The following is a 24,344-nucleotide window of genomic DNA, read 5'->3' on the forward strand; positions in this document are numbered from 1 at the left end:
TATCATATCCGATTGAGTTGATTTAGAACCATTATTTTGTCCCAATCAATGATCCTGGCAAAGCCAAGGATCTCCTCACTCAAGCTCGGAAGTTATCCTCAGGAAATCCTTTCTTCGCACAAAATGACATCGTTTTGTGTGAATTACAATCAAAATATGATTTTGCCCTGATTGCAGTATTAGTTCTTCTTGCGCTAAACCCATGCTAGGAATTATAATGAAAAGTTAAATTACAGATACTTCGAGTTTATGGAGTCATGCCAGATGCCAATTTATGAATATCAATGCACAAGTTGTCATCATCACTTTGATTTGATGCAAAAAATTACAGATGCTCCTGTGAAGCAATGCCCAAAGTGTTATGAAAATACCTTGACAAAACTTATTTCTCCTGCCGGATTCCAGCTGAAGGGTACTGGTTGGTATGCTACAGATTTCAAAAATAAGGGCAGCGCAGCAAAGGAGTCAACAGAGAATCAATCTGAAGATTCCAACACAAAAAAAGATAATTCCACTAAAGAAATTCCAGCATCAACCTCTACTGACACTTTAAAATCGACAAAAGGTGATAGCGAGTGAAACCAATCTCAGTAAGAGGCTATTTAATTACAGGTTTAATAGTATGGCTACCAATATTCGTAACCATAGTAGTTCTGCGTTTTATCATTGATATGCTTGATGGCACACTGGCCTTATTTCCTAAAGCTTATCAACCTGAGCAGTTACTAGGGGTTCATATACCAGGCTTTGGGGTCTTGTTTTCATTAATTTTATTACTTGTGACTGGAATTATTGCAACCAATTTTTTTGGACAAAGGCTAGTGGGTTGGGGTGAGTCTTTGTTGGCTAGAATACCTTTGGTGCGATCCATCTATAATGCTGTGAAACAAGTCATTCAAGCAGTTTTATCGACTAATAGTCAGGCTTTTCGAAAAGTGGTTTTAGTGGAGTATCCCCGTAAAGGGCTTTGGACTATAGCATTTCAGACGGGGCTTGTTAATGTTGAAATTAAAGAAAAATCTAAGGAAGACATGATGTCTATATTTGTGCCAACTACTCCTAACCCAACTTCGGGTTTTATGTTGATGATACCCAGGCAAGATGCCATCGAATTGAATATGAGCATTGATGAAGCGTTAAAATTAGTAATTTCCTTAGGTGTAATGCAGGCTGATCCTGCATTGTCACAAGTAAAAACTCAATAAACTTTAATAGGTGGTTTTATGCGTACACACTACTGTTTGGCCGTGAATGAATTAAGCTTGGATAAGCAAATCACAGTTTGTGGGTGGGTACATAATAGACGTGACCATGGAGGGGTTATTTTTTTAGATATTCGTGATCGTTCGGGACTATTGCAAGTTGTCTACGAGCCTGAAAACAAGGTAACTTTTGCAATTGCTGAAAAACTTAGATCGGAATTTGTTGTCCGTGTTACTGGTATAGTGCGTAAAAGACCAGAGGGAATGATCAATGACAAAATGGAGACTGGCAGGGTAGAAGTGATCGGTACCCAACTTGAGATTCTTAATCAATCTCCAACTCCACCTTTTTTGCCTGACGATCATCAAATTGTTAATGAGGATTTACGTTACAAGTATCGTTACATTGACTTAAGACGTGAGGTTATGCAAAACAAACTGACCTTAAGGCACAAATTAAACAGTTGCATACGTAATTATCTTAATGAACAAGATTTTTTGGATATTGAAACTCCTATGCTAACCAAAGCGACTCCTGAAGGGGCGCGTGATTATCTTGTGCCATCAAGAGTTCATCCTGGGCAATTTTATGCTTTACCTCAATCTCCGCAATTGTTTAAGCAATTGTTGATGATGTCAGGTTTTGATAAGTATTATCAGATTGTCCGCTGCTTCAGGGATGAAGACTTGCGAGCCGACAGACAGCCTGAGTTTACTCAACTTGATATAGAAATGGCTTTTATTGATGAAGAAAACATATTACAACTTATTGAAGGATTATTGAAAGTTGTATTTAAAGAACTTGCTAATGTCACATTGCCTGATAAATTGCCAAGAATGTCATACAAGGAAGCTATGACACGGTATGGAAGTGATAAACCCGATCTGCGTAATCCTCTTGAATTAATTGACATCGCTGATTTAGTACAAGATTGTGACTTTAATGTGTTTGCTTCTGCAGCTAATGATGATTCTGGGAGAGTGGTTGCCTTAAAGTTACCTAATGGATGCGATCTTAGTCGAAAAGAACTAGATACTTATGGACAGTTTGTGGCTATATATGGAGCCAAAGGACTTGCTTATATTAAAGTGAATGATGTAAGTGCTGGTTCAGCAGGCTTACAATCTCCTATTCTTAAATTTTTACCTGAAACTGCAGTACAGGCTATTCTTAGCCGAGTTGAAGCACAAACAGGAGATGTTATTTTCTTCGGTGCTGATAAAACCCATATAGTCAATGAATCGATGGGAGCTTTAAGGAATAAACTGGGTCATGACAGAAATCTGATTAGTTCTGGATGGCAATTATTATGGGTGGTTGACTGGCCCATGTTTGAATTAGATCCCCAAAGTAATAAACTACAGCCGATGCATCATCCTTTCACTTCCCCACAGGAACTATCAGCTGAGGCACTCCGTTCCCAACCTACACAAACATTAGCTAGAGCCTATGATATAGTTATTAATGGTTATGAAATTGGTGGTGGATCAATTCGTATTCATCAACCTGAATTACAAAGTACAGTATTTGACTTGCTTGGCATCAATGAGCAAGAGGCGCATGAAAAATTTGGTTTCCTGCTAGATGCCTTACAATATGGTGCTCCACCACACGGTGGCATTGCATTAGGAATTGACCGATTAGCCATGTTGTTAACTGACTCAACTTCCATTAGGGATGTTATTGCGTTTCCTAAGACTCAAACAGCATCTTGTCTCTTAACAAGCGCACCATCGCCCACGGGAAGTACACAATTAAATGAACTGGGAATAAGACTTGCTCCGACTATTACGACAAAATAATTTAAATTTAACCACCACAAGCTTCAAACGCTTGTGGTGCTTGCTCCTGCCTCTTCTTTTTTTGACACTTAGTTTTTTTAGTTTCCCTATCTTTTCAGCGTCGATTAAAGAAAGTAATGCAACATTGGTGGAGTATTTGGCTCATGAAAAAACTCATTTGACTATAGCCATCAATGAAATCAAACAAAGGAGTATGCCTAAGGATGAGAAAGAATACAGCGAGAAAGTGAGGCAGATTAGAACTATTCTTTCGATGAATAAAGCTAAAATTGAAAGTTTGAATGGTTTTCTTGATAATCAAAAGAAAGAAGAAATCAATTTGAATGAGCAATTGAAGCATTTGCAACAAATGCCGATTGCCAACGGCGAGGTAAATATTCAAGAAAAGGTTGGTAAAATCGAAACCCTGCTCACTGTTAATAAAAAAACTACTGAATTAATTGTCGAAACTTTGGATTTGGCTAAGCAATATCAATTAATTTTAAATGATGCATTAAATGAGCTAGAACTTTGGAAGGCAAATTTTGACTTGGAGGAAAAACTTAAGTCAATAAAATTTTCCAAAGAAAAATTAAATAAAGAACTGAATGCACTTTATGCGAATATCGTATCGGGACAAGATCAAAAACACCCTGAATTGACTGTTAATGAACAAATTAGTTACGAAGCCAATTTGTATATTAATAACCAGAAAATCGCATTTATTCATCAAAAGCTGAATACACTTGAGTTACAGAAAAAAGTAATTAAAACGGACATGGTTTTGTTAAATAGCTCAGATACCAAAACTCTGCAGTCTGTAATTGATACTTATAGAGAGGTTATTAATCAATATTCAAGTATCGAAAACTCTTTGCAAATAATACTCACCTCTCTTACAAACGAAGCGAATCTTTTTGTTGAGCCTGGATTACAGAAGTCTAACAGCTTATTACAGCTTGATGTCAAAACAGAACTAAAAGAGACTGCTAATCAAAAGTTGCTGTTAACCAAGCGATTGGAAGACTATCAGAATCAATTAAAGAAACAGATTTCAACTAGACAAAGTTTAAGTGAATACAATATTGACAGCTGGACTGTAATCCTTAAGAAGTTAATTGAAATTCCAAGTTTATCTTATAAATATATAAAAACACTGACTTTAAAAGTTTATGACAGCTACACTTGGCTAGATACTTTTCCAACTATTATTTTATGGGTATTTCTGGTTTGTATTCTGAGTTTTTTTTATATTTTAAATCAATTTTTAAAAACTTTAGCCAGAGACAAAGAGAGATCAAGATTTACTGGTTACCTTTATGATGGAATACTTGTTTTAGTGCAAAGGAATATGCCGCATCTTTGTTTTTTTGCCATGTTATGGTTTGTGTTATATTTCACCAGTATTTCTCTTGCCAACTCGCAATTGTTAATTAATTTAATTGCAGTATGGTTTACCTTTAGAATTTTGATTTTAATAGCGCGCTTGATCTTATTAGAAAGTATTTCAGATTCTTCAGGTAAAGACGTCAAATTATATTATCGATTAAAATGGCTTTTGCTCTTTGGTGGGTGGACGACCGCGTTGATGACATTTAGTCACTTATTACCATTGTCTGTTTTATTACAAGATATATTTAATCGATTATTTATGTTGTTTATCTTAACGGTGTCTTTGGTGGCATGGAAAAGTAAAGATGTTATTCCTTATCTTATCAGGCCATTATTGAAGTCTAAAAAAAGATATTTTAAAAATGCAATGTCCCTGTTGGTCATTCTAATTCCTATTACTTTATTTACGACTGCAATTATTGGTTTAATAGGCTTTGTCAATATGGCTTGGACTATGAGCCGTTATCAGGCCTATTTTTTATTAGTTTTAGTAGGATATATTCTTGTTAGAGGTTTGATATTTGATGCTTTGGAGCTTTTTTCGGAATGGATGATATCTTCTCTAAAGAATGGTTGGCTATGGATAGAAGTTTTTCTAAAGCCAATCGATAAAATTTTGCGCATCGTTTTATTTTTGACAAGTGCATTGGTTTTATTTCAGTTGTTTGGTTGGTACTCTGATTCGTTAGTTGTGACCAGCCTGGAAAAAATCGTTAAGTACAGTATTCTGAACATCACGGGCATACACATTACTGTTGCCAGCATAATCGAATTTTTTATTTTGCTCGCGGCTTTGGTTTGGGCAGCAAAATGGACGCGTGAATTTTGTTTTCGTTGGTTATACAAAAACACCAAGGATGTTGGTATACGTCATAGTTTATCCGTGTTTACTCAATACACAGTGATACTACTTGGTACTTTCATTACTCTTCACGTATTAGGTCTTGATTTTAGCGGTATGTCCATGATTCTTGGAGGACTTGCTGTTGGCATGGGGTTTGGACTTAGAGATTTTGCCAGCAATATTGTTGGTGGCATTATGCTTTTAATTGAAAGACCAGTAAGAGAAGGGGATTTGATTTCCATTGGTGAATACGAAGGGCAGGTAGCCCACATTGGGATTCGTTCTATGCGTGTCTCTTCGTGGGATAACACGCAAGTTTTGATACCTAATGCTGAAACATTCAATAAACCCTTTACAAACTGGACTCATCAGGATGGAATTATTCGTACAGTGATTCCAATAAAGGTAAGCAGGGCAGATGATCCCGTTATGATTCAGCAATTAATACTTGATGTATTAGCCATTATTCCGGAAATAGTTTCTGATCCTCCAGCACAAGTTTTTTTAAAGAAAATTGATACGGCTTTAATAGAATTTGAAGCACGATATTTTATTAATATACAAAACCATAATCGTGTAGAAGTCAGATCAAAAGTCTTGTTTGCAATTACTGCTCAATTTAAGGCCGCAGGAATTCAACCACCTATCGAGCCTATTAGCGTTGAATTAAAAGAGGGTTCCAGTGATTTCAGCCTTAAAAAGCAAACCACCGAAGAGTGAGCAGGAGTTACTGGATCGGTGTCAGTTGATTGAGGGCTTGAGTTTTGCTCAATTAGCGATGGGCTTAAATATTTCTACTTCCTTAAATCCGATTCACAGAAAGGGGTGGACAGGCCAGGCTCTGGAAATGGCTTTAGGTGCCGATGCAAAGAATGAATCACTACCTGATTTTAAACAGCTGGACATTGAATTAAAAACGATACCCATTAATAAGTCAGGAAAACCTGCAGAATCAACTTTTATTGTTTCGATCCCATTACTTACTATACATGAGCAACATTGGAAATCTTCTCAATGCTACTCTAAATTAAAACGAGTATTATGGGTACCTATCGAAGGGGATACTGATATTCCATTTCTACAAAGAAGAATTGGGCGCGGATTTTTATGGTCTCCAAATAAGCATCATGAGTCTGTTCTTGAAGAAGATTGGAACTATTTAACCAACCAAATTATCATGGGACAGTTAGAATTATTAAATTCTGCTGCAGGAGAATATCTGCAGGTAAGACCCAAGGCAGCAAATGGGAAGGCCTTATGTTATGGTTATGACTCAGAGGGAAATCGTATAAAAACCTTACCGAGGGGATTTTATTTACGTTCATATTTTACATCACAAATTTTAAACCAATCCCTTTCATAAAAATCAAGTTAAGTACCCAGATGAATGAGCATAGACAGTCTCATTGGTTGGTACTTCTCTCATCTGCTGATTTTAATGCATGGGTCTAGTTCAGATTTAAACTCTTGACCAACCCCCAATTTTTCTTTCACGTGGTTATTCCTATTTGACAGCGGCCATGCGATATCGTGAACAGGTGGAGACTGTTCTATTTTATCATTTCTAAAGCACATTTTATTTTTAAGAACTCCATTATATGACTGTTTTATTTCCTGAAAATACTCTGTTTCATTGCAATTAGGATTTGAGGACTTATTAGCAGCAATGGAGATACCCTTCATCGCAAGCAGAGTTGTTATTAATACCCCAAAGACAATACCCCAGGACACGGGATTGGAAATAACCGCTAAGCCAGTCGCTGCACCTGTAGAAAATAAGAAAGGAGCAATGATTATTGCTAATGCAACTGCGACTATACCTGCGACTATACTATAAAGAATAGTATTATTATGAAGAAAATTGGATTTGGAATCTGTGGCATTATTTACTTTTGGTAACCAATGAATAAATACTTGAACATTTAATTCAATTGAAGATTTCTTTAACTGGAAGAGTTGAACGTTTTTATGAATGGGAAATTCCAAGTCGTTAAACACTAGATCTTTATTGGATTTAATTAAATTTGTAATTATCGTCTGGTTTGGAATTGGGCCCAGATGAGCATAGGCTTGAATTTCCTGTTGCCAGGCTTTATCAATCTCTTTCTGATTATTATTATATTCTTCATAAAATTGCACTAATAACGTACCTATCACATCAAAATGAATACTATCAAGAATAAAACGATCTAAAACTGTAATCTGGTTATCACGTGGGTCGAAATTATCAAAATCACCAAAAAAATGTCTGATTCTATTTTCATTATGAGGACCGATAAAATCATAGATTTGTTTATGATTATTACTGAATAGTTTATAAAATATCTCATCAGACAGATCTTTTTTATCGTATCTTGCTTTAATACATTCCTTTAATTTTTTAACATTCGATACTCTATCTAAAAACAGTTGCTTGTATTTTTTATTAATCAATTCCCTATTTGTAAAGATTGTTGTCATTTTGAGAATCCCTTTAGGATTTGTAACCTACTATTTAACGTAAAGCCAACCTTTACTGTAGGTTAAAGGTTGGCAAAATATTATTTTGAGCTAGGGCTTGTGAGCATTGCAGGTATGGTTGTTTGTAATATGTTCTTAAAGGAATTGACAGGTTGTGTTAACTTGGCTTTTAGTAAATCTCTGAAATCGGGATTGGTAGCAAAATATTTTATTGCTTGTTCAAAACCGGCAAAAACACCTAATTCAAGTCCTTTTGTTTCCACCTGCACTTTTAATTCTTTCACTCGTTGAACTTGATCTTGGCTTGGTTTATTAGATGTTGAGAAAAAAGAGAATGGTGCAGATACTACATAATAACCAAGAGACAGCGTGCTGGACAGGATCCCGGTTTGTGCTTCCGTTGTTTTTACTTCTTTAGGCCAGGCAACCATGAATTCAGTAGAACATAAAGGCGCCATTAATTTAATCATTCGTTGAATATCAGGATACAAGAGATTATTGTCATTATCGAAATCTGAGGGATAGTTGTCTTTGCCATTTTTCAAACACCAATTATAAAGCACCTTCATTTCTGTTAACTGCTCATAAAAATCCGTCATGCTAAATGATTCAAGAACATAACCTGCAACTCCTAAATAGAGACAAGCAGTAAGAAGATGATTCGCAAACTCAGGAATTGGTAAAAACATTCCAGCTATCCAAGAGCCACCCCAGGCGGTTAATGCGGAACTCATTGCCTGATAGAGGTACATTTGATTAACGCTTAGCTCAAATTGCTTAATGTATTTCTCTAGAGCTTGTGTGTGCTCTTTATTGTCTATGTTGAAGGGAGAGGAGGTTAGAACTCTCAAGGCTTTTTCTCTTTTGGCTCTTTCAACTTCAACTTCGGCCATTCCTACTGCATTTACCTTACCCACAATTCTCTCCTTGAAATAAAAATTTTATTTTATACTATAAATTTAAGAAATTATGAATTAGATTTTGGCTAAGAGTTCAAATAATTTAACATAACGAATTAAATGATATACAATAGGCCTAATTTTACAAATAATATACAATATTATGTCTCAAACAATGTTTTTTTCTATAGATGCAGCTAATCTTCAAAAATTTCAGACTAATAATCCAAAAGCCTTTGAAGCTCTGGATTGTTATCTCAATAATGAGAATTCACCAGGTGCTTGGAGCAACAGGCAGGGATACAAGTATTCTTATGAGGATATCAGTTATCACTTCTATTTTAACCAATCTTTAGTCAGACGCCCAAGAAAATCGAATCAAGAAAAGTACACATTTGAAATTTATGACCCCAACAAGGAACCAATAGGCAAGGGGGGATATGGCATAGTGTATCCTATTTCGGGGAGCATTCAGTTTGAATTCGGTAACATAATTAAAAAAGACCCGAAGAATAAATTAGTTAAAATACAGGATCATACTGAACGAGATCAAAGTTACGCAGTAATTCAGGAATATCAAGGGATTATGCAGGCGGGACATATAGCAGTTAAACCACCAGTGTTTATAGAAGATAAAGAAAAAAAACTCAGTTATTTAGTTATGGAAAAAGTAGATGGAATCGTTTTAGAAAAAGTTCTTCATCCCGTTAAACGACTTGATTTGCTTGAAAAAATACCTGAATTTAATCTTATGAGTCGGATCGAGCTAACTTTTGCAATTTTAAAAGCTATTAAAGAACAGGTAACTGATAGACGTCTTATTCACAGAGATATAAAACCAGGGAATATTATAATTGATTTTAATAAATCTCCGCCTGTAGCCAAAGTGATCGATTTTGGCTTTGTGCTTAAAGAGCCAGAACAGGATTATCGTCGATGTGGGACAAGGGCTTACAGAGCCCCTGAGTCTTTTAAGGACAAACCACTGTATACAGCAAAAACTGATGTTTGGTCGACAGGTAGAGTTTTAAGTTATCTATGGGGAGATGAGTATACTAATTATTATATATCTCGTGATAAAGATTTGGATTATGTGATTAGTAAATCCACGAATGAGCTGTTATTTTCTGATCCTGAGTTGGAATTATATTTAACGGATGAAGATAAAAATAAGATCAGGAATTGCTTAAAAACAATGCTGGTTACCGATCCTGATGAAAGAGGGACTATTGATGAAGTTATCGAACAATTTTCTCAAATTAATTTTGAAAAATATAAACAACTAAAGGAGTCTACAAATTCTCAATTTTATTTCACTGAAAATGAGATTAAATTAAAAAGGCAGATCAACTTAATTCATCTTCATTTAATCACATTACAAATGAAAGAGAAGGATTTGCGTCTGAGAGGGCACTTCGATGGCGCAGATGCCATGGCAAGGCTAGTTAATAAACTGTCCATCTATACAAATTATCTCGAAAAGAATCCGGATCCCTTTTTAATAAAGCGCTATAAAGAACGCTGTGCAAAAGAAATTGATATAGCAAATTCGACTTTGAAAAATCACCGGGATGTTTGGTGGTTAGTAGCTGAACTGTCTACTGCGATTGCCTTATTGGGTGTCGGATATTTATTTGCCCTAGGGGTCAATTATTACGTTACAGGTCGCTTCGGTTTATTTTCTCAGACAAAGTCTGAAACGTTAGTGAATGATATGAAGAGCTCCATTTTGGATATTAGGGTGAATTAATTTATATTTCCCGGATTATGAGACTTTGTCACAAATCCGGGTTGCAAATCTTTAAACTCGTAGCACTTGAGATTGGGCTACGTTCAATTTTTCTAATTTTTGTAGGGAATCCGTTTCAAAATGAAAGAAAAAGTGACGACCTTCTGTTTTGTAGTAGTTCACAGAGGCTGCGATCAAATACAAAATGCCAAGACCTAGAATTGCTGCACCTGCATTTACCAATATGGGTTTCCATCCTCTATGCTTTTCGAGTATTGATCGGGCTCTATCAATTTCAATTTGACATGTTTGTTTAAAATTTTCATAAGCTTCGGGTGTTTTATGGAAAAAATACAGTTGTGAGGCTATTAATAATTCTTGATGAAGCCTATTGGCCGCTTCAGAGGCTGATTTGTACTGAGAGGGATCGGACTCAGCTTTTTTGCTTAGCTCTTCTGCTTTCTTCCTGATGTTTTCCAATTCAGTATTGAATTGCGTCATAAATGCCGTTTTGGCATCATTGAGCTTAGTTAAAAATACTTCTTTTTCTGTGTGAGTCATTACTTCATGATTGACAAACGCCAGAAGGGTATTTCCGAGTTTGGTATCAGTTATTTGCGAGGAATACTTAATGTTAATTTGAATTTGCTCCATTTCATTCGAAGTGAAGTTAGGAATGCCACCTATGAAATAGAACATGTAAAGATTATTCAGTAGTTTTTTTAAAGTGTTAAGAGCTTCCTTATTTTTTGGATAAATGGTTAGAACATTATGAGCTAGACTTATATCAATTTTTTCACAAGAATGATTAAACGATGACATACTAAACCTCATATAATGTAGAGATTTCCTTATTCAACTGTTCATTTCCATTGAAGATCGCAGTATATGTAACAAAGCTTAAGATTTTATTAAGAAATTAACAGTTTTTTAAAGATTCTTTACAAAATATTTAAATGCAAACAGCATCTTTCTAAACAGGTTTAGATTCCTTTTATGAAAGATACCCTCCGCATTTTAGAGGCTAGCAATCACTCTGATGACATCCAAGCTGTCTATGAAAACAGGTAAAATCCATGTGTTATCAGAAGAATGCCAATAATTAATACAACTATTGAAATAATATAATAACCCGAGCCTTTATAGGCTTTTTGGCTGCATTTGACCATAAATTCAGGGAATCCAAGCCACAAGATTGACTTTATCAAAATAAGCCATGCTACTATGGTGATTAATACTTCTGATTCAGGAACCCAAATGTTATGAACAAGTACAAGGCAAATTCCAATAATTAGTCCCAAGCTTCCGGCCGTTACTATTGTAGCACTGCCTTCTTTAAGATGAGTCAATAACTCACGATAATATGAAGCTCGAGAAAGCATTATGATTCCCACAATAAGAAAATACAGTCCTATTGCCTGCCCCAAAAATAAAGAGTGAAGTGATTCTTGCATAGTGTGGCTCCTTGTAATTTTCATCCCTAAATAAAGTATAGTACATGCCATTTTTTTAATTACTAATTATTCAATATTTTGAATAACTAAGACTCAGATAAAACTACCTGTGTATTGTATTTTGTTCTATTAAGACAAAAACTGCTTCTGAATTTTTTAATATTAGGTTCATTTGCAAATACTCGTCTGGCAAAGTCATTATAATGGTTCATGTCCTTCACATGAATAATGAGTAGGTAATCAGTATCTCCAGATACAAAATAACATTGCATTACTTCTGACTCTTCCGACATTTTTCTTTCAAAGTGTGTTAAAAGATCTTCTCTTTGTTTTTCAAGAGTAATATTTACAAACACAATTAATGGCCTACCTACTTTAAATGGATCAACCAAAGAGACATCGTTCACAATGATTTTTTCCTCACGTAAGCGCTTAACACGTCGAAAACAAGGAGGAGCAGAAATGCCAACTATGTCAGCCAGAGCTTGGTTGGTAATTTGATTATTTTTTTGAAGAATATTCAGGATCTTTCTATCAATTTTATCAAGTATTTCAACTGGATGGTTTGTGTCTCTTTCATTTGAGTAAGATTTAACTGATTTATTTTTCATATATTACCTTTTTAAATAAAAATACATTATAAAAGGTAATTTTTATAAATAAAATAAGAAATTTATTTATATTTATTTTATGCTAATTTATCTCATCGATTACTTAAGGAGAAAACGATGATCAAAATTAGATTGGCTGAAATGAACGAACTTCCATTTTTAAATCAATTGATTTCCATTTCAGCAAGGGAATTAAGTCGAGAGGACTATACAGAGGAAGAAATACAAGGAGCGATTCAATATGTGTTTGGGGTCGATTTGGAGTTGGTTTTAGATAAAACCTATTTTGTTATTGAGAAAAATGGGATAATTGCTGGTTGTGGAGGCTGGAGTATGAGAAAAACATTATTTGGTGGTAGTCAATATTTGGGGAGAGAGGAAGGCGCTTATCTTGATCCTAAAGTGGATTTTGCCAAAATAAGAGCATTTTTTATTCATCCAAAATTCGCAAGACAAGGATTGGGTAGCTTTTTGTTAAAACATTGTGAGCAGGAAGCTATTGCGTGCGGGTATACTCGATTTGAAATGATGGCTACTTTACCAGGAGTAAAACTTTATAAGGCATTAGATTATAGGGTAATTTCAAATGAAATAATCGAGTTACCAAATAAGACACATGTAAGGTTTGTACGAATGACAAAAAATCTGATGGATATTGGAAGTAATTGTACAATAGCAGAGGTTTCAAGACTGTAGAATTTATTTTGAGGCACAGAAATGATAGCTCTTTTTATTATTATACAATCCATATTACTAATATTTATGTTATTTCACGATTGGATACCGATTCCCCCTTTTAATGATATAGAGGCTTTAAAAAAATCCGATAGTACTTTTTATCGTTTATTAGGTTCGTTAGTTAATGGAATGTTTGTTTTAATTCCTTTAATAATTACACTGAGGTGTTATCAACAAACTCCTGTTCCATTAATAGCAATGGTCACAGTACTAACATATTACTTGCTACTAACAATCGGAACTATTTTAAGTTGGTGGATTCCTTATTATTGGGGTAGTTCGCAAAAGCTTAAGGAAGAATTTAGCAAATTTAAAAATACACATCATTTTTTGCCTGCGCGTGGGGATAATGTAATCCCCAATACTTTGCATGTTATCCTGCATTTGCAGGTGTGGGCGTGCTTGGCTATTTCGCTTTATTTTTTAATTATTCATATATAGTGGATTTAACACTGTGAATTCATGATGACGCAATACTATAAAACTCTTTCATAATTCGTGCTGCTGATAGGGCAGTAATATGATTATGATCCAGTTTTGGAATCAATTCACAAATGTCCATCCCAATGTATGTAAAATGGTTTTGCAGGCCATGCAGCAAATAGATGATTTGGTTTACACTTGGCCCTCCGGGGTATGGGCTCTCTACTGCAGGTGCGCAAGATGGATTTAACCCATCGAGATCAATTGAAAAGTAAAGATATTTTAATCCTGCGAATTGAGCGATAATTTTTTTTACCATATTTTCCAGATTAGTGTGGGCGAATTCGCTGCCCATGATAACCCCAATATTGTTTTGATAGCTGGATAAGGCATTCGCTTCCTTTTCTGTGAATTGTCGAATACCCATCAGCATAATTTGGCGAGGGGTTAAAGAGGGCAGCAAAAATCCATGATGTAAAATTGAGCTATAGGATAGTGTTTCATTAACTTCACAATCTGGATGAGCGTCAAGATAAATAACACCATACTCATTAGGGACAATTGTATCCAGGGCTTTTAAGGCAGCAAATTTGATAATGTGGTCTCCACCAAGGCAAATAGGTTTTTTATGATCTTCCATGAGTGTGATAAATTTTGAAGATACCAATTGAATTTCCTCTGAAATAGTGTGTTGCTGTACTACTAAGTTACCCTCGTCCCAAAGTTGTGCACCTGATTTAAAATTTTCTGGCAGTGAATACAATCTATTATCAACTTGTCTAATAAAATCAGCTGAAAACTCATGTCGATCAGTTGTTGATGAAAAGGTAGGTGCAGTTCCAGCACATTTTGTATTAACACCAAAAATAACAGAATTTGCATTCGCATAATTTGGGCTATTTGCATAGATTAACTTGGTCATAATTTTCTCCTCCTATAACAATGACACTATTGTAATTCAGGGAAAACTATATTTATAATTAATCATTTTAAATAAATGATGAATAATTTTGATATTACTTGATCCTCAGTTAATTGCCTTTGAGGCAATAGTTAGAACAGGAACAGTTCATGCTGCTGCAGAATCACTTTTTCTGACTCAAACGGCAGTAACTCAACGTTTACGGAATTTAGAGCAAAAATTAAAGACAACATTATTTATCCGTACTCGACGTGGTATGTTATTAACAGCAGAAGGGGAGCAATTACATCGCTATTGTCTGAGAGTGACTGAAATGGGAAACACAGTGCTCGGGAATATTCAAGGAGTGGGTATTATATCAAACGTAAGAATAAAAATTACTGGACCTACAAGTATTATGCGAACACGAATTATTCCTCAGTGCCAGCTAGTAATGAAGTTATTTCCCAAACTACATATGTCATTTTTAGTTGATGATAGCCCTGACATTAGCCAGCATTTGAAATCAGGTGCTTTTGATTTAGTGATTATTCGTCCTGAACAAGTGGCTCAAGAGATGGAAAGCAAGCTTTTATCTCCCGAGCATTATTTATTAGTTTGCTCAGCAAAATGGAAGCATCGCCAATTATCCGACATAATTCAGAATGAGAAAATAATTGATTTTGATCAAACTGATCAAATGACATTTAATTATTTAAATAAATATGCTTTGCTTGAGGGCGTTCAGTCAGAGAGACACTTTGTCAATAACACTGAAAGCATTGCGCAATTGTTCATTGCCGAATTTGGTTATGGCGTACTGACTAGAGAATTTGCAGAACCTTACATTAGATCAGGTGAATTGCACGTCCTGAATCATCAAAAATCGTATATCAATCCCATTGCCATGGCATGGTACTCCAGGTCTGAGCAGCCACAATATTTTTCTGCTATAATCGATGCCTTTCAATAGTTACTAATGGAACAGAGGTATGGGGAGTAATGGAACGACCAACCGACTTCATGACCGTATTTGACGGTATTCTGAATTTGAGCATGATTTAATCCGTCAGGCCACTTTCGCAGGACGTGTAGTGGCTAAACAAGACGGGATTCGATTTAGATGTCATAAAAAATAAACGAGGAACAGAAATTGTTAGCAAAGCGATTATTGGAAGAAAATAAATCGGTCAGTGAAATTGCTAAAATTTTTAATGTTCATAAAACAACAATATACCGTTTGTAAGATTGAAAAAGGGGCCTAAGCATGCACTCAAAGATATTAAGTTTTTTCAGCACCAAGGCTGGCATAGAGAAAATCCAAACCAGTCGCCTCTCCCAAACAGAACTTTTTATCTATTTTTATCTCATCATTCTTTTTGACTACTTTGAATTAACTCAGCAAACTTTGGACATGATTGGTAAAACCCCCAAGTTTATCGATTATCTAAATATTTGGCAATTTCCCATAGTTGGTGGGATTGGATTAATACTGTTATTTTTGGCCAATGGTGGGAGCCAGGGCAGGGATTTCCTCAGCAAATACTTTACCTTCTCCTTCACAGTAGGTATTAAATACTACTTACTTTATATTGTCTTAGAGTATCTGCCAACTTTTATTCCAGTATTGGCTTCTAATTATTATGAAATTCCTGTAAATATTTTGATAAATATAGTTATGGTGGCCAATATCGGCTTGAGGATTTATCAAACCAAGACTTAGTTGTATTTTTGTTTCGGAATATAAGCTGATGGTTGGCTGAAACCCTAATAATCCTTACGTCGGTCGTTCCATTACTTCCCATATCACGAAAATTACAGAAAATAGGCAAGTGTGGCCAATTCTAATTAGAAGTGCGACAGTCAAATAGGTCAATTGTATACCGAGAACTCAGCCAAAGTAATATAAAAAAATTGTCAGGCTGGGTTCCAAGTTAATTTATATACCAAAACATGGGTAGCAACATCCGGTTAACTCATCAACCCTGTTTTCCCATCTCTGAATATAATTTACTTGATCACTGGTTAAGGTAAGCTTTAAGTTATTGGTTTTGCAATGATATAACAATTCGGATTCAATATCTGAAAGTTTCACATATGTTTCCCATAGTTCAATGTTATATATCTCATCAAAGTCACGTAGAAATGAATACCACTCTACGCACATGCGATGGAAAAAGAATGCCGAAATATATTTAGTGACATCTGGACAACTTTGTTCTTTTGAAAGATGAATTTTTGCAACAGCAATAGCATAAAATGCTTCAGAGAAACGTTGATGAAGTTTTTTTAAGGTACTGAGATTCCCATTATCAATAGGAGTGGTTTTGAATAAATTAAATACTTCATCACAATCAATGTCTTTATCATAATTATTCAGGATTCGTTTAAGTGATTCCAGATTCTCACTATCTTGGGTTTGAGCAAGAGCTTTCTTTTTTAATTTCATTACTTGCTTAGGCTGGTTATTTTTTTCATGTTGAGAAATGATCGTTTGCAATTGATTAAGTTGCTGTGATTCATTATTTTTATGTTTTTTCCAAAAGCTTAATTTCATGATTAGAGTCCTTTCTAAATCTTCACTAAATTATCCTATAATAGCAAAATAGTGCTATGCAATATCTTATATCGATTTGCTGAAAAATATTGATCATGTTTTAAAAACTAAAGAATCTATTGAATTTGTGTAGCAAATGATAATTATGTAGTTACAGAGCACGAACTTTGAAATTTTTGACGAATTGATAAATGCGCATTGTACTATAATCTTAATAGCATAGTTCGCATCTCATTTTGTTGTTGGCAAGGGTAGGGGGCTATGGTGTATAACTATTCTGAGTAAATGATGAAAAAATCTGTGAATACACAAGAGCAAAATCGTATTGCTGCATTATATGAATTAAAAATTCTGGAGACGCCACCGGATGAGAGGTTTGATCGAATTGTCAGGCTAACTTCCAGTTACTTGGCTGCTCCTATTGCGTTTATCTCTTTTATAGATACTCAGCATCAATGGTTCAAGTCTAGTTGTGGTTTAGGCCTTAATAAAATCTCTCGTAATGATTCCTTTTGTCATTATACGATACAACAGAGCAAGCCAATGATTATTCCAGATGCCTTGTTAGATGAGCGTTTTTGCAATAATCCTTATGTTACCGATTCACCTTATATTCGCTTTTATGCTGGCTTTCCCATATCAACAGTCGAGGGTTTTAATGTGGGAACATTATGTGTTATTGATAAAACTCCACGTAACTTAAACGAATCCCAAATTAAAATTTTAAAAGACTTGGCAACACTGGCAGAGGATCAACTGACTTTGTTGGATATTTCGCTTCTTGAGAAGACTGTTCGAGAAAAAAACATTTCTCTGACAAAGGCTAAAAAAGAACTTGAAATTCGTAATAATTTTATTCGTAAAGCGTTTGGCAGTTTTATGTCTGATGAAATTGTTACCGAGCTTCTTGAAGCAAAAGCAGAATTAAAACTAGGAGGAGAAGAACGCAGGATTACAATCTTGTTTAGCGATTTGAGAAATTTTACGACTCTATCCGAACGGTTCTCAGCTGATAAAATTGTTGCTGCACTTAATAATTATTATGGAAAAATGGTTGATGTTATTGAAAAGTACAATGGCACGGTTGATTCGTTTATTGGCGATGCCATCATGGTTGTTTTTGGAGCGCCATATTCCGGAGACGATGATGCTTATCGAGCTATAGCCTGCGCACTGGAGATGCAAGCTTCAATGCCTGTGGTGAATGAGATGAATCGAAACAGTGGACTACCTGAGTTGGAAATGGGTATAGGCATTAATACAGGTTGTGCTATTGTTGGCAACATAGGCTCTCAAAAGCGTATGCAATATAGTGCCATTGGTTCCCCGGTTAATCTGGCATCACGAATTCAAGATCTGACTCTGGGGGGACAAATTTTAATTTCCGAGGCAACATACCAGGAAGTCAGTAATTCGCTTAAATTAAACGGGCATCTGAGAGTAAAAGTTAAGGGAATTGCTTCCCCCATTACCATCTATGATATTGTTGGCTTAGATAAAAAATCAGTCTAAAAAAATAAAACGGCTGTAGTTATTGGATAAATCCACATGGGTGTGTTTGTGATTAAGTAGTAAAAAATGTTATCATGACCATTATTTGGTTATTTTAATTTATTGAAACATTATGAAAATCGCATTTCTTGTCAGTAGCGTAGGTGACACAGATTTAGCTTTAAAAACAATTGACGCCTTAGAGAACAATGGGCAACTAGAAACTGTTCTTATTTCATTGACCAAAGCAGCACAACAACGTGTTGAAAGCTTTCAATCTTCAACATTAGTAAGCAAAATTGCTCTTCCTGATATTCTCCAATCTAATTCAGATTTCTTTCCTGAAGGAGAATTAATTAAAGAACAACTTGGTATGATAGATCAATATCTTCAAAACCAGCAGATAGATTATACCTATTTGGGCATACCATCTATAAACAGTGAAATACCATTTCAATTAGCTGAATCCCTGGAGATTCCAGTATTAATGGCTTATGAGTTTATGTTCAAGCCAGATAATCATTGTCTCTGGAAACATGTTCCGTCCTTAAGTGCAAAACCTAATGTTCGATGGGCTCTCCCTTTGGCCACGGCTAAAGAGGACTTCCATGTTCCTGACGATAGCTTGTTTGTCACTGGCCATTTAAGTATTGATAATGCTTATTCATCAAATACTTCAAACATAAAAAAACCTCAAGAGGTCAGAGAGCTTTTACAAGTTTCTCCAGATCAATCATTAGCATTCATAAGTAGTACTACTCAGCCAGTAGAAACTGATTCGGGATTTTTAGATTGCTTATTAACAGAGTTAAAAAATCATCCGAATATGCAAGTTCGCCTTGGCCTGCACCCAGGTATACAAAATCTGGATGTTTATTTAAATGGGATACTAGGAATATATAGAAAACATCCTGAGATAACTGCTCAATTTAAAATTATTTTGCCAGATAATCTTGTTGGTCGAATTAAAGAGCCTAAACTAACCATTAATGATCCTATATATCAAAAAATATTCTTAAAGGTTAATGTGACCGGTTCAGAGGCTGCAGCAACCGCAGATCGAGTAACGCAAGCGGTTCCTGGTGCGTTGCTAAATCAAGCTGTACTAGAAGGGAAACCAACTTATTCACATTTAGGAAAACCTTATTTACCACGCCAATATTTTTCAAAAACAATAGCTTCATTTTTTACAGCAGAATGTCAATCGCCTCGTTCAAAAGAAGATTTGGGATTAGATGAAAAAACAGCTCCACAAAAATATGCAGAAATAATTATGCAAAAAAGATAATTCCTAGGCTAATCGATTAATGCATGCGTATAATGCAAAAGAAATAATTTTCTCTATTCTAATTCAAGATGCGAATTATAATTACCACGATATGCTAAAAAATTTCCCTGATATTAGTTCAGGAACCCTGAATTATACCCTAATGGTTAGTTATAAAACCTATACTAATAAGTTTAGATTTACAAAAAAATATTAATTAATAATAATGTCTTCTTTTTTGTCTTTATAATACGGATTTTGCAATGTTTGAAAAAAACAAAAGTGATTTACATTGCCATTTAAATGGCAGCTTTAGTTTGGAATTTCTAAAAAGAACTTCTGAAAAGAATAATTGTATGGCGGTTTATAATGAGTACGAACAGCTGAGAGAACAATATATAGAGGCTACTAAAGAACAACCTGCTGAAGGATATGCCAAAAAGCTGATTGATATGATTTGGGGGTTATTCGGGCTAACTCATAAAATGGTACAAAGTTTAGACGATATCACTCAAGGAACAATTGATGTAACAAAAAATTCTGAAGCCAAATATCTTGAAATACGCACTACACCAAAAGCAATAAATGGCAAATCAAGAAATGACTACATTGATGCTTTTGAGGCGGGGTTGTGTTCTGCTAATTTTAAAGATGATAAAAAAATAGCTCATGGCTTATTAAGTCTCGACCGAACAATTCACACTGTTGAAGACGCTACGGTTTTTATTCAACGCGTTTTAAAAAGCCCTGTTTTAGTGGGTATTGATATTAGTGGTAATCCTCTTGGTATGAGAACACTTACTGGAAAAGATTTGGCTAGAGTAGTGACCATGGCCCTGGAAAATAAAGTCAATATAGCTATCCATATGGGAGAGAGTGATACAGAAACAGAAAGGCAAGACACAGACGCAGTTTTAGATGCATTAGAAAAATGGCAAAAAGAGCATCCAGAAAGTGGAAGAACATTATTTTTTGGCAAAATAAGATTAGGACATTGTATTTATTTAACTGAACACCAGAAAGAAAAAATTCGCGCACTGGCGTTACCTATAGAGGTATGCCCGACTTGCCATAAAAAGCTTAACTGGCATCTGGAAGAAAAAGAACATCCTGTAGCTTCGGTTTACTCTGATGTTTCTGAAAATTTAGTCATAGGAACAGATGATGATGCTATTTTTGGTGGTCGTATGGATAACGAATTTAATCAATTTATGCGTTTTTTCACAAATAAAACAAATTTGTCAAGGAAAGAAATAAAAGAGCATCAATCAGCTTTTCGGTTTGGGAATTAATCGTTGTAAGGCCTATACATTTGAAGGAATAACTTCAAGGAAAACACTTATATCTTAATTTCTATCATTGAATACTATAATCCCATTAAGTCTGATTATCTATGTTAAAAGATCCAAGATTGTTTTGTAGTTGATGTAGTCAACGTTCTGACGCAGGATAACAGATCTTATTTAGTATGTAATTAGGAACCTGATAGTATTAAATAACCAAATCAAATTAAGGAAAAAATACTCCGTTCCAAATCGAACGGAGTAGCTAAGTTTAACAACGTACTAAAAATCTCCAGCACTCGAGCCCATAATCATGAGCATCAAGATATCTATCCGAATTCTTAATACGTCTGTAACGACAAAATACCCATTTAAAACCACTGGGTGGTGGGATCTGACTTTCTTTAGTCATTAACACCTGTGTTATATAATGTCCCAAACGAATGTAATGATTATTTTTTTATGATTAAATGGCTTAGGTTAGTTTCTATCTTTATTGTGATTGGATTTTCTGCATGGGAATTACACAGTTATATGCCAACGTTAATTCAATGGGCTCAAGGGCTAGGGGCTTATGCATTTATTGGATTTTTCATGCTTTATTGTTTTGCCATATTGTTATTCTTACCTATCGAACCCATCGTTCTCGCATCAGGAGCTATGTTTGGATTTTATTATGGCTTTTTGATAACTTTATTTTGTGCCGTAGTAAGCGCATCTATTGCTTTTATGGTAAGTCGATATTTTGGTTTTTCTTGGCTTCCCGGTGGTAAAAATAGACTATTAACTCAATGGCTGAATCGCCTTGAATCATTTGGATGGAAATCTCTTGCTATATCTCGCTTAACACCTTTTCTACCGTGTTCTATTGTAAATTACGGATATGGATTAACGAATATGAGGTTATTTGTTTATACAACTACAAACCTTATTTTTTTTATACCATATAAACTCATCATTACTTATATTGGTTCTCATTTATAGAGGCTAGTTCGCATTTGTCCCGTTTCTGTAATTCAACCCAATTTTATCTTTCCCTGAATATCAACTATTAATGGACAAATATATGCCAGTTACTTAACGTTGACTACATTAACTACACTTCATACATTAGGTCTGATTATCAAAATAATCAGACTTAATGGGGTTCATACTATGAGGGATTCTCTCAATAATTGCGCTACCCTTTTTGAGCAACCCAAACTGTCGCCTCTCCACATTCTGGGTCTCTAATTCTATGGGTTAGTATTTTAAAATGATTATCTATGAGTATCTGTTCATATTCTTCAGCAGAAAGAGAAGCATGATATAAATCGTGCCCTCCATTTTCACTCCAAACTTCACCGTATTTTGGTCCTGATGTAAAAATTAATAAACCATTTTGATTAACGTAGGACGCTAGTAATTTTAATGTCATACGCTGATCTTCATGAGGCAAATGAAAAAAACTATGCCAAGCGATAACGGCATGGAATTTTTCATTCAAATCTAAAGTACGCATATCTGCCAGAAGCCATCTTTCCTTTGGAAATCTGTGTTGACACAAATTAATCATTTTTATACTGGCATCTATTCCAGTTATTTCATAACCCTTTTCGATTAAAAAGCGAGCTATAGGCTCCCCTGTGCCGCAGCCCACATCTAATATTTTGCTTTTAGGTTGGAGATATTTTTGAATAAAATCTAAATAAAATTTCTCCATTGTCAGATCTTTACTACGACTATTGTCAAACCAATTAACGATCTTATTATATATTTGATAAACATTATTTTTATTTTTTTCTGCCATGTTCAACTCTCTGAATTAAATAATCAGACAAACTCTACACAAACTAACCATGAAAATCGCCCTTTTAATCAGAGTTTCATCTGAATCTCATCTTTTTGGTCAAGAGTTTGTTCAGGTTTTGAGGATATGTCTTTTAATTCATTTTCTTCTGGGAGAGAATTCAATTTTTTATTTAAATCATTAATTCCAGAAAGGACTTTCATTTGTCGATCATAACGCTTCTCATCCGTATTTTGTAATAATTTTTCATTTCCTGTAATGAGTCGTAGAAACTGTTTAAACCAGCTGACTTCTTTAGGCTTGGGAAGCTCAGTTTCTATTGTCTTTTGCGCCCCATCAATAAAACTGTCAACTGCTTTATCATAATTTTCCATAGCCTTCTGAATTTTTGTTTCTTCTGAAAGCATTTTATAATCTTCATTACTTGGATCCATAAGATCACATACAGCTACCAATTTATCACGCATTATACTGCTGTTAGGGATAGTAATTTCCGCTTTCTCAGCTTCATTTAGTAGTTCTAAAAACTCCTGCGATATTTTTAGAATATCTATTGGATTTGTTTTTTTAGATTGTTCTGGCAAGCCTTTCAAAGTCACTTCATTGGCAAGTTTTTCTAATGAAGGCATAATTGAAAAAAAGGCTTCACTCTTCAGTTTTTTATCATCAGTATTGTCTAACATTCTTTGTCCATAACTTATCACCACTGCCTTTAGGAATTGCAGAGCAACTTCTTTTTCATTACCTTGAGCATTTTTTAAGATGGCTTCATAATTCTCGCGCCCTATGGCGTCGATAACTTTTGGATGAAGCGCTGTTCCCTCTTCGTTTAATAAAACAGGGATAACCCCATTTACATTTTTTTGCATGTGCTCTCTCAACCCATTAGGTTTTTGATTAATTGCTTTTAACTCTTCAAAGTTTGGAGCCGGGAAATTATATGCATCAAATATTCTTGATAATTTTCCAGTTGTACTTCGAGCAGTCTCAATTATTTTCCCCGGTTGATTTGTTTCACCATGAGGGTCATGTTCTTTGGTCAAATGTTCAATTAAATGCTCTTTAAAATATTCAACATAAGAAATTTTTTTTTCCTGGCGATGAGAACCATAAAAAGCTCTCCACTTATGCTTTGTCATAATAGGCTCTCTGTGATTTATAATATCTAACTCGAATACTATTATAATAACACAAAATGAATAAAAAATAATCAATATTGGTATTAATGGTTTCTTTTGGTTTTATTTATTGGCTCTTGAATTTCCATCGCCACAAATTGATATTTGAGGTATTTTAGTTGTTCCCAACAAACTCTTCAGTAGAAAGAGATGGGTGATATAAATCGTGTCCTCTATTAACCCCAGCTAAAATATTGTACTAGGTGTCGTATATCCTGGTGTTGATTGAATAAATATATTTTCCTGTTAAAATAAAACACATGAAAATATGTTTTATTTTTTTCACTATATTGCTTGTCGTTTTACCATATACAACAAGCAACAATAAATTTCCGGCCAATTCT

The 24,344-nt window shown here is 34.8% G+C and carries 24 protein-coding genes; 15 read left to right on the forward strand and 9 right to left on the reverse strand.

From position 1 onward, the window contains the following. Nucleotides 1–264: 264 nt before the first annotated feature. Genes ACZ5EK_RS07655 through mutH form a run of 5 tightly spaced genes read left to right on the forward strand, consistent with a single transcriptional unit; the run spans nt 265 to nt 6,583 of the window. Nucleotides 265–579: an FmdB family zinc ribbon protein gene (locus ACZ5EK_RS07655; protein WP_464432356.1), complete on the forward strand. Its 315-nt coding sequence runs from the start codon at nt 265–267 to the stop codon at nt 577–579. Continuing rightward, nucleotides 576–1,205, forward strand: a complete 630-nt coding sequence (locus ACZ5EK_RS07660) for a DUF502 domain-containing protein (protein ID WP_464427463.1) — start codon at nt 576–578, stop codon at nt 1,203–1,205. The genes ACZ5EK_RS07655 and ACZ5EK_RS07660 overlap by 4 nt, the downstream gene beginning before the upstream one ends. 18 nt (nt 1,206–1,223) lie before the next feature. Then, complete coding sequence (gene aspS / locus ACZ5EK_RS07665; RefSeq protein ID WP_464432357.1) at nt 1,224–3,005, forward strand: aspartate--tRNA ligase; 1,782 nt, start codon at nt 1,224–1,226, stop codon at nt 3,003–3,005. After that, nucleotides 2,980–5,940: a mechanosensitive ion channel domain-containing protein gene (locus tag ACZ5EK_RS07670; RefSeq protein ID WP_464432358.1), complete on the forward strand. Its 2,961-nt coding sequence runs from the start codon at nt 2,980–2,982 to the stop codon at nt 5,938–5,940. Before aspS ends, ACZ5EK_RS07670 begins: the two co-directional genes overlap by 26 nt. Then, the gene (mutH, locus tag ACZ5EK_RS07675) at nt 5,903–6,583 is read left to right on the forward strand and encodes a DNA mismatch repair endonuclease MutH (protein WP_464432359.1); all 681 of its coding nucleotides are present in this window, start codon (nt 5,903–5,905) and stop codon (nt 6,581–6,583) included. Before ACZ5EK_RS07670 ends, mutH begins: the two co-directional genes overlap by 38 nt. A 59-nt stretch (nt 6,584–6,642) precedes the next feature. On the opposite strand, the gene ACZ5EK_RS07680 is transcribed toward mutH, so the two are convergent. Both ACZ5EK_RS07680 and ACZ5EK_RS07685 read right to left on the reverse strand, forming a co-directional pair. Then, entirely contained in the window at nt 6,643–7,680 is a 1,038-nt protein-coding gene (locus ACZ5EK_RS07680; RefSeq protein ID WP_464432360.1) for a hypothetical protein, read from the reverse strand. 80 nt (nt 7,681–7,760) lie between these two features. Beyond that, nucleotides 7,761–8,597 carry a hypothetical protein gene (locus ACZ5EK_RS07685; RefSeq protein ID WP_464432361.1) on the reverse strand — a complete coding sequence of 279 codons (837 nt, stop codon included), beginning with the start codon at nt 8,595–8,597 and terminating at the stop codon, nt 7,761–7,763. Nucleotides 8,598–8,754: 157 nt separating this feature from the next. On the opposite strand from ACZ5EK_RS07685, the gene legK1 reads away from it, so the two are divergent. Continuing rightward, on the forward strand, nt 8,755–10,329 hold the full coding sequence (legK1, locus tag ACZ5EK_RS07690) for a Dot/Icm T4SS effector kinase LegK1 (protein ID WP_464432362.1): 1,575 nt from the start codon (nt 8,755–8,757) through the stop codon (nt 10,327–10,329). A 51-nt stretch (nt 10,330–10,380) separates the two neighbouring features. Here the strand turns inward: legK1 and ACZ5EK_RS07695 are convergent, their stop codons facing one another. The 3 genes from ACZ5EK_RS07695 to ACZ5EK_RS07705 all read right to left on the reverse strand — a co-directional run bounded on the left by ACZ5EK_RS07695 (nt 10,381) and on the right by ACZ5EK_RS07705 (nt 12,373). Further along, nucleotides 10,381–11,130, reverse strand: a complete 750-nt coding sequence (locus tag ACZ5EK_RS07695) for a lpg1484 family Dot/Icm T4SS effector (RefSeq protein ID WP_464432363.1) — start codon at nt 11,128–11,130, stop codon at nt 10,381–10,383. Nucleotides 11,131–11,363: 233 nt separating this feature from the next. Next, a complete protein-coding gene (locus ACZ5EK_RS07700) occupies nt 11,364–11,762 on the reverse strand; it encodes a hypothetical protein (protein ID WP_464427471.1) in 399 nt (132 codons plus the stop codon). A gap of 86 nt (nt 11,763–11,848) precedes the next feature. After that, entirely contained in the window at nt 11,849–12,373 is a 525-nt protein-coding gene (locus tag ACZ5EK_RS07705) for an Lrp/AsnC family transcriptional regulator (RefSeq protein ID WP_464432364.1), read from the reverse strand. Between the two features lie 117 nt (nt 12,374–12,490). Here ACZ5EK_RS07705 and ACZ5EK_RS07710 point away from each other — a divergent pair, with 117 nt between their 5' ends. Continuing rightward, the gene (locus ACZ5EK_RS07710) at nt 12,491–13,069 is read left to right on the forward strand and encodes a GNAT family N-acetyltransferase (RefSeq protein ID WP_464432365.1); all 579 of its coding nucleotides are present in this window, start codon (nt 12,491–12,493) and stop codon (nt 13,067–13,069) included. Nucleotides 13,070–13,090: 21 nt separating this feature from the next. Further along, nucleotides 13,091–13,552, forward strand: a complete 462-nt coding sequence (locus ACZ5EK_RS07715; protein ID WP_464432366.1) for a hypothetical protein — start codon at nt 13,091–13,093, stop codon at nt 13,550–13,552. A 19-nt stretch (nt 13,553–13,571) separates the two neighbouring features. Here the strand turns inward: ACZ5EK_RS07715 and ACZ5EK_RS07720 are convergent, their stop codons facing one another. Further along, nucleotides 13,572–14,456 (reverse strand): arginase family protein, encoded by an 885-nt coding sequence (locus tag ACZ5EK_RS07720; protein WP_464432367.1) that lies wholly within the window; start codon nt 14,454–14,456, stop codon nt 13,572–13,574. Between the two features lie 88 nt (nt 14,457–14,544). Between ACZ5EK_RS07720 and ACZ5EK_RS07725 the strand changes: the two genes are divergently transcribed. From ACZ5EK_RS07725 to ACZ5EK_RS07735, 3 genes are all read left to right on the forward strand, one after another. Beyond that, nucleotides 14,545–15,408, forward strand: a complete 864-nt coding sequence (locus ACZ5EK_RS07725) for a LysR family transcriptional regulator (protein ID WP_464432368.1) — start codon at nt 14,545–14,547, stop codon at nt 15,406–15,408. A 198-nt stretch (nt 15,409–15,606) separates the two neighbouring features. Further along, the gene (locus tag ACZ5EK_RS07730; protein ID WP_464432468.1) at nt 15,607–15,681 is read left to right on the forward strand and encodes a hypothetical protein; all 75 of its coding nucleotides are present in this window, start codon (nt 15,607–15,609) and stop codon (nt 15,679–15,681) included. 21 nt (nt 15,682–15,702) lie between these two features. Then, a complete protein-coding gene (locus tag ACZ5EK_RS07735; protein ID WP_464432369.1) occupies nt 15,703–16,158 on the forward strand; it encodes a hypothetical protein in 456 nt (151 codons plus the stop codon). Between the two features lie 216 nt (nt 16,159–16,374). Here the strand turns inward: ACZ5EK_RS07735 and ACZ5EK_RS07740 are convergent, their stop codons facing one another. Next, complete coding sequence (locus ACZ5EK_RS07740) at nt 16,375–16,992, reverse strand: hypothetical protein (RefSeq protein ID WP_464432370.1); 618 nt, start codon at nt 16,990–16,992, stop codon at nt 16,375–16,377. A gap of 285 nt (nt 16,993–17,277) precedes the next feature. On the opposite strand from ACZ5EK_RS07740, the gene ACZ5EK_RS07745 reads away from it, so the two are divergent. From ACZ5EK_RS07745 to ACZ5EK_RS07760, 4 genes are all read left to right on the forward strand, one after another. Then, nucleotides 17,278–18,504: an adenylate/guanylate cyclase domain-containing protein gene (locus tag ACZ5EK_RS07745; RefSeq protein WP_464432371.1), complete on the forward strand. Its 1,227-nt coding sequence runs from the start codon at nt 17,278–17,280 to the stop codon at nt 18,502–18,504. 112 nt (nt 18,505–18,616) lie between these two features. Continuing rightward, nucleotides 18,617–19,771 carry a hypothetical protein gene (locus ACZ5EK_RS07750; RefSeq protein WP_464432372.1) on the forward strand — a complete coding sequence of 385 codons (1,155 nt, stop codon included), beginning with the start codon at nt 18,617–18,619 and terminating at the stop codon, nt 19,769–19,771. 242 nt (nt 19,772–20,013) lie between these two features. Next, on the forward strand, nt 20,014–21,042 hold the full coding sequence (locus ACZ5EK_RS07755; protein WP_464432373.1) for an amidohydrolase family protein: 1,029 nt from the start codon (nt 20,014–20,016) through the stop codon (nt 21,040–21,042). Nucleotides 21,043–21,495: 453 nt separating this feature from the next. Further along, entirely contained in the window at nt 21,496–22,017 is a 522-nt protein-coding gene (locus ACZ5EK_RS07760) for a TVP38/TMEM64 family protein (RefSeq protein WP_464432374.1), read from the forward strand. 196 nt (nt 22,018–22,213) lie between these two features. On the opposite strand, the gene ACZ5EK_RS07765 is transcribed toward ACZ5EK_RS07760, so the two are convergent. Then, a complete protein-coding gene (locus tag ACZ5EK_RS07765; RefSeq protein ID WP_464432375.1) occupies nt 22,214–22,822 on the reverse strand; it encodes a class I SAM-dependent methyltransferase in 609 nt (202 codons plus the stop codon). Between the two features lie 68 nt (nt 22,823–22,890). After that, the gene (locus ACZ5EK_RS07770; RefSeq protein WP_464432376.1) at nt 22,891–24,036 is read right to left on the reverse strand and encodes a hypothetical protein; all 1,146 of its coding nucleotides are present in this window, start codon (nt 24,034–24,036) and stop codon (nt 22,891–22,893) included. Nucleotides 24,037–24,344: the final 308 nt, after the last annotated feature.

Source organism: Legionella sp. JM-2024 (assembly GCF_055389095.1).

Coding starts and splice junctions, on each gene's coding strand:
- ACZ5EK_RS07655 (WP_464432356.1), top strand. CDS start 265: ATGCCAATTTATGAATATCAATGCACAAGTTGTCATCATCACTTTGAT.
- aspS (WP_464432357.1), top strand. CDS start 1,224: ATGCGTACACACTACTGTTTGGCCGTGAATGAATTAAGCTTGGATAAG.
- ACZ5EK_RS07680 (WP_464432360.1), bottom strand. CDS start 7,680: ATGACAACAATCTTTACAAATAGGGAATTGATTAATAAAAAATACAAG.
- legK1 (WP_464432362.1), top strand. CDS start 8,755: ATGTTTTTTTCTATAGATGCAGCTAATCTTCAAAAATTTCAGACTAAT.
- ACZ5EK_RS07695 (WP_464432363.1), bottom strand. CDS start 11,130: ATGTCATCGTTTAATCATTCTTGTGAAAAAATTGATATAAGTCTAGCT.
- ACZ5EK_RS07700 (WP_464427471.1), bottom strand. CDS start 11,762: ATGCAAGAATCACTTCACTCTTTATTTTTGGGGCAGGCAATAGGACTG.
- ACZ5EK_RS07705 (WP_464432364.1), bottom strand. CDS start 12,373: ATGAAAAATAAATCAGTTAAATCTTACTCAAATGAAAGAGACACAAAC.
- ACZ5EK_RS07710 (WP_464432365.1), top strand. CDS start 12,491: ATGATCAAAATTAGATTGGCTGAAATGAACGAACTTCCATTTTTAAAT.
- ACZ5EK_RS07715 (WP_464432366.1), top strand. CDS start 13,091: ATGATAGCTCTTTTTATTATTATACAATCCATATTACTAATATTTATG.
- ACZ5EK_RS07720 (WP_464432367.1), bottom strand. CDS start 14,456: ATGACCAAGTTAATCTATGCAAATAGCCCAAATTATGCGAATGCAAAT.
- ACZ5EK_RS07735 (WP_464432369.1), top strand. CDS start 15,703: ATGCACTCAAAGATATTAAGTTTTTTCAGCACCAAGGCTGGCATAGAG.
- ACZ5EK_RS07740 (WP_464432370.1), bottom strand. CDS start 16,992: ATGAAATTAAGCTTTTGGAAAAAACATAAAAATAATGAATCACAGCAA.
- ACZ5EK_RS07745 (WP_464432371.1), top strand. CDS start 17,278: ATGATGAAAAAATCTGTGAATACACAAGAGCAAAATCGTATTGCTGCA.
- ACZ5EK_RS07750 (WP_464432372.1), top strand. CDS start 18,617: ATGAAAATCGCATTTCTTGTCAGTAGCGTAGGTGACACAGATTTAGCT.
- ACZ5EK_RS07755 (WP_464432373.1), top strand. CDS start 20,014: ATGTTTGAAAAAAACAAAAGTGATTTACATTGCCATTTAAATGGCAGC.
- ACZ5EK_RS07760 (WP_464432374.1), top strand. CDS start 21,496: ATGATTAAATGGCTTAGGTTAGTTTCTATCTTTATTGTGATTGGATTT.
- ACZ5EK_RS07765 (WP_464432375.1), bottom strand. CDS start 22,822: ATGGCAGAAAAAAATAAAAATAATGTTTATCAAATATATAATAAGATC.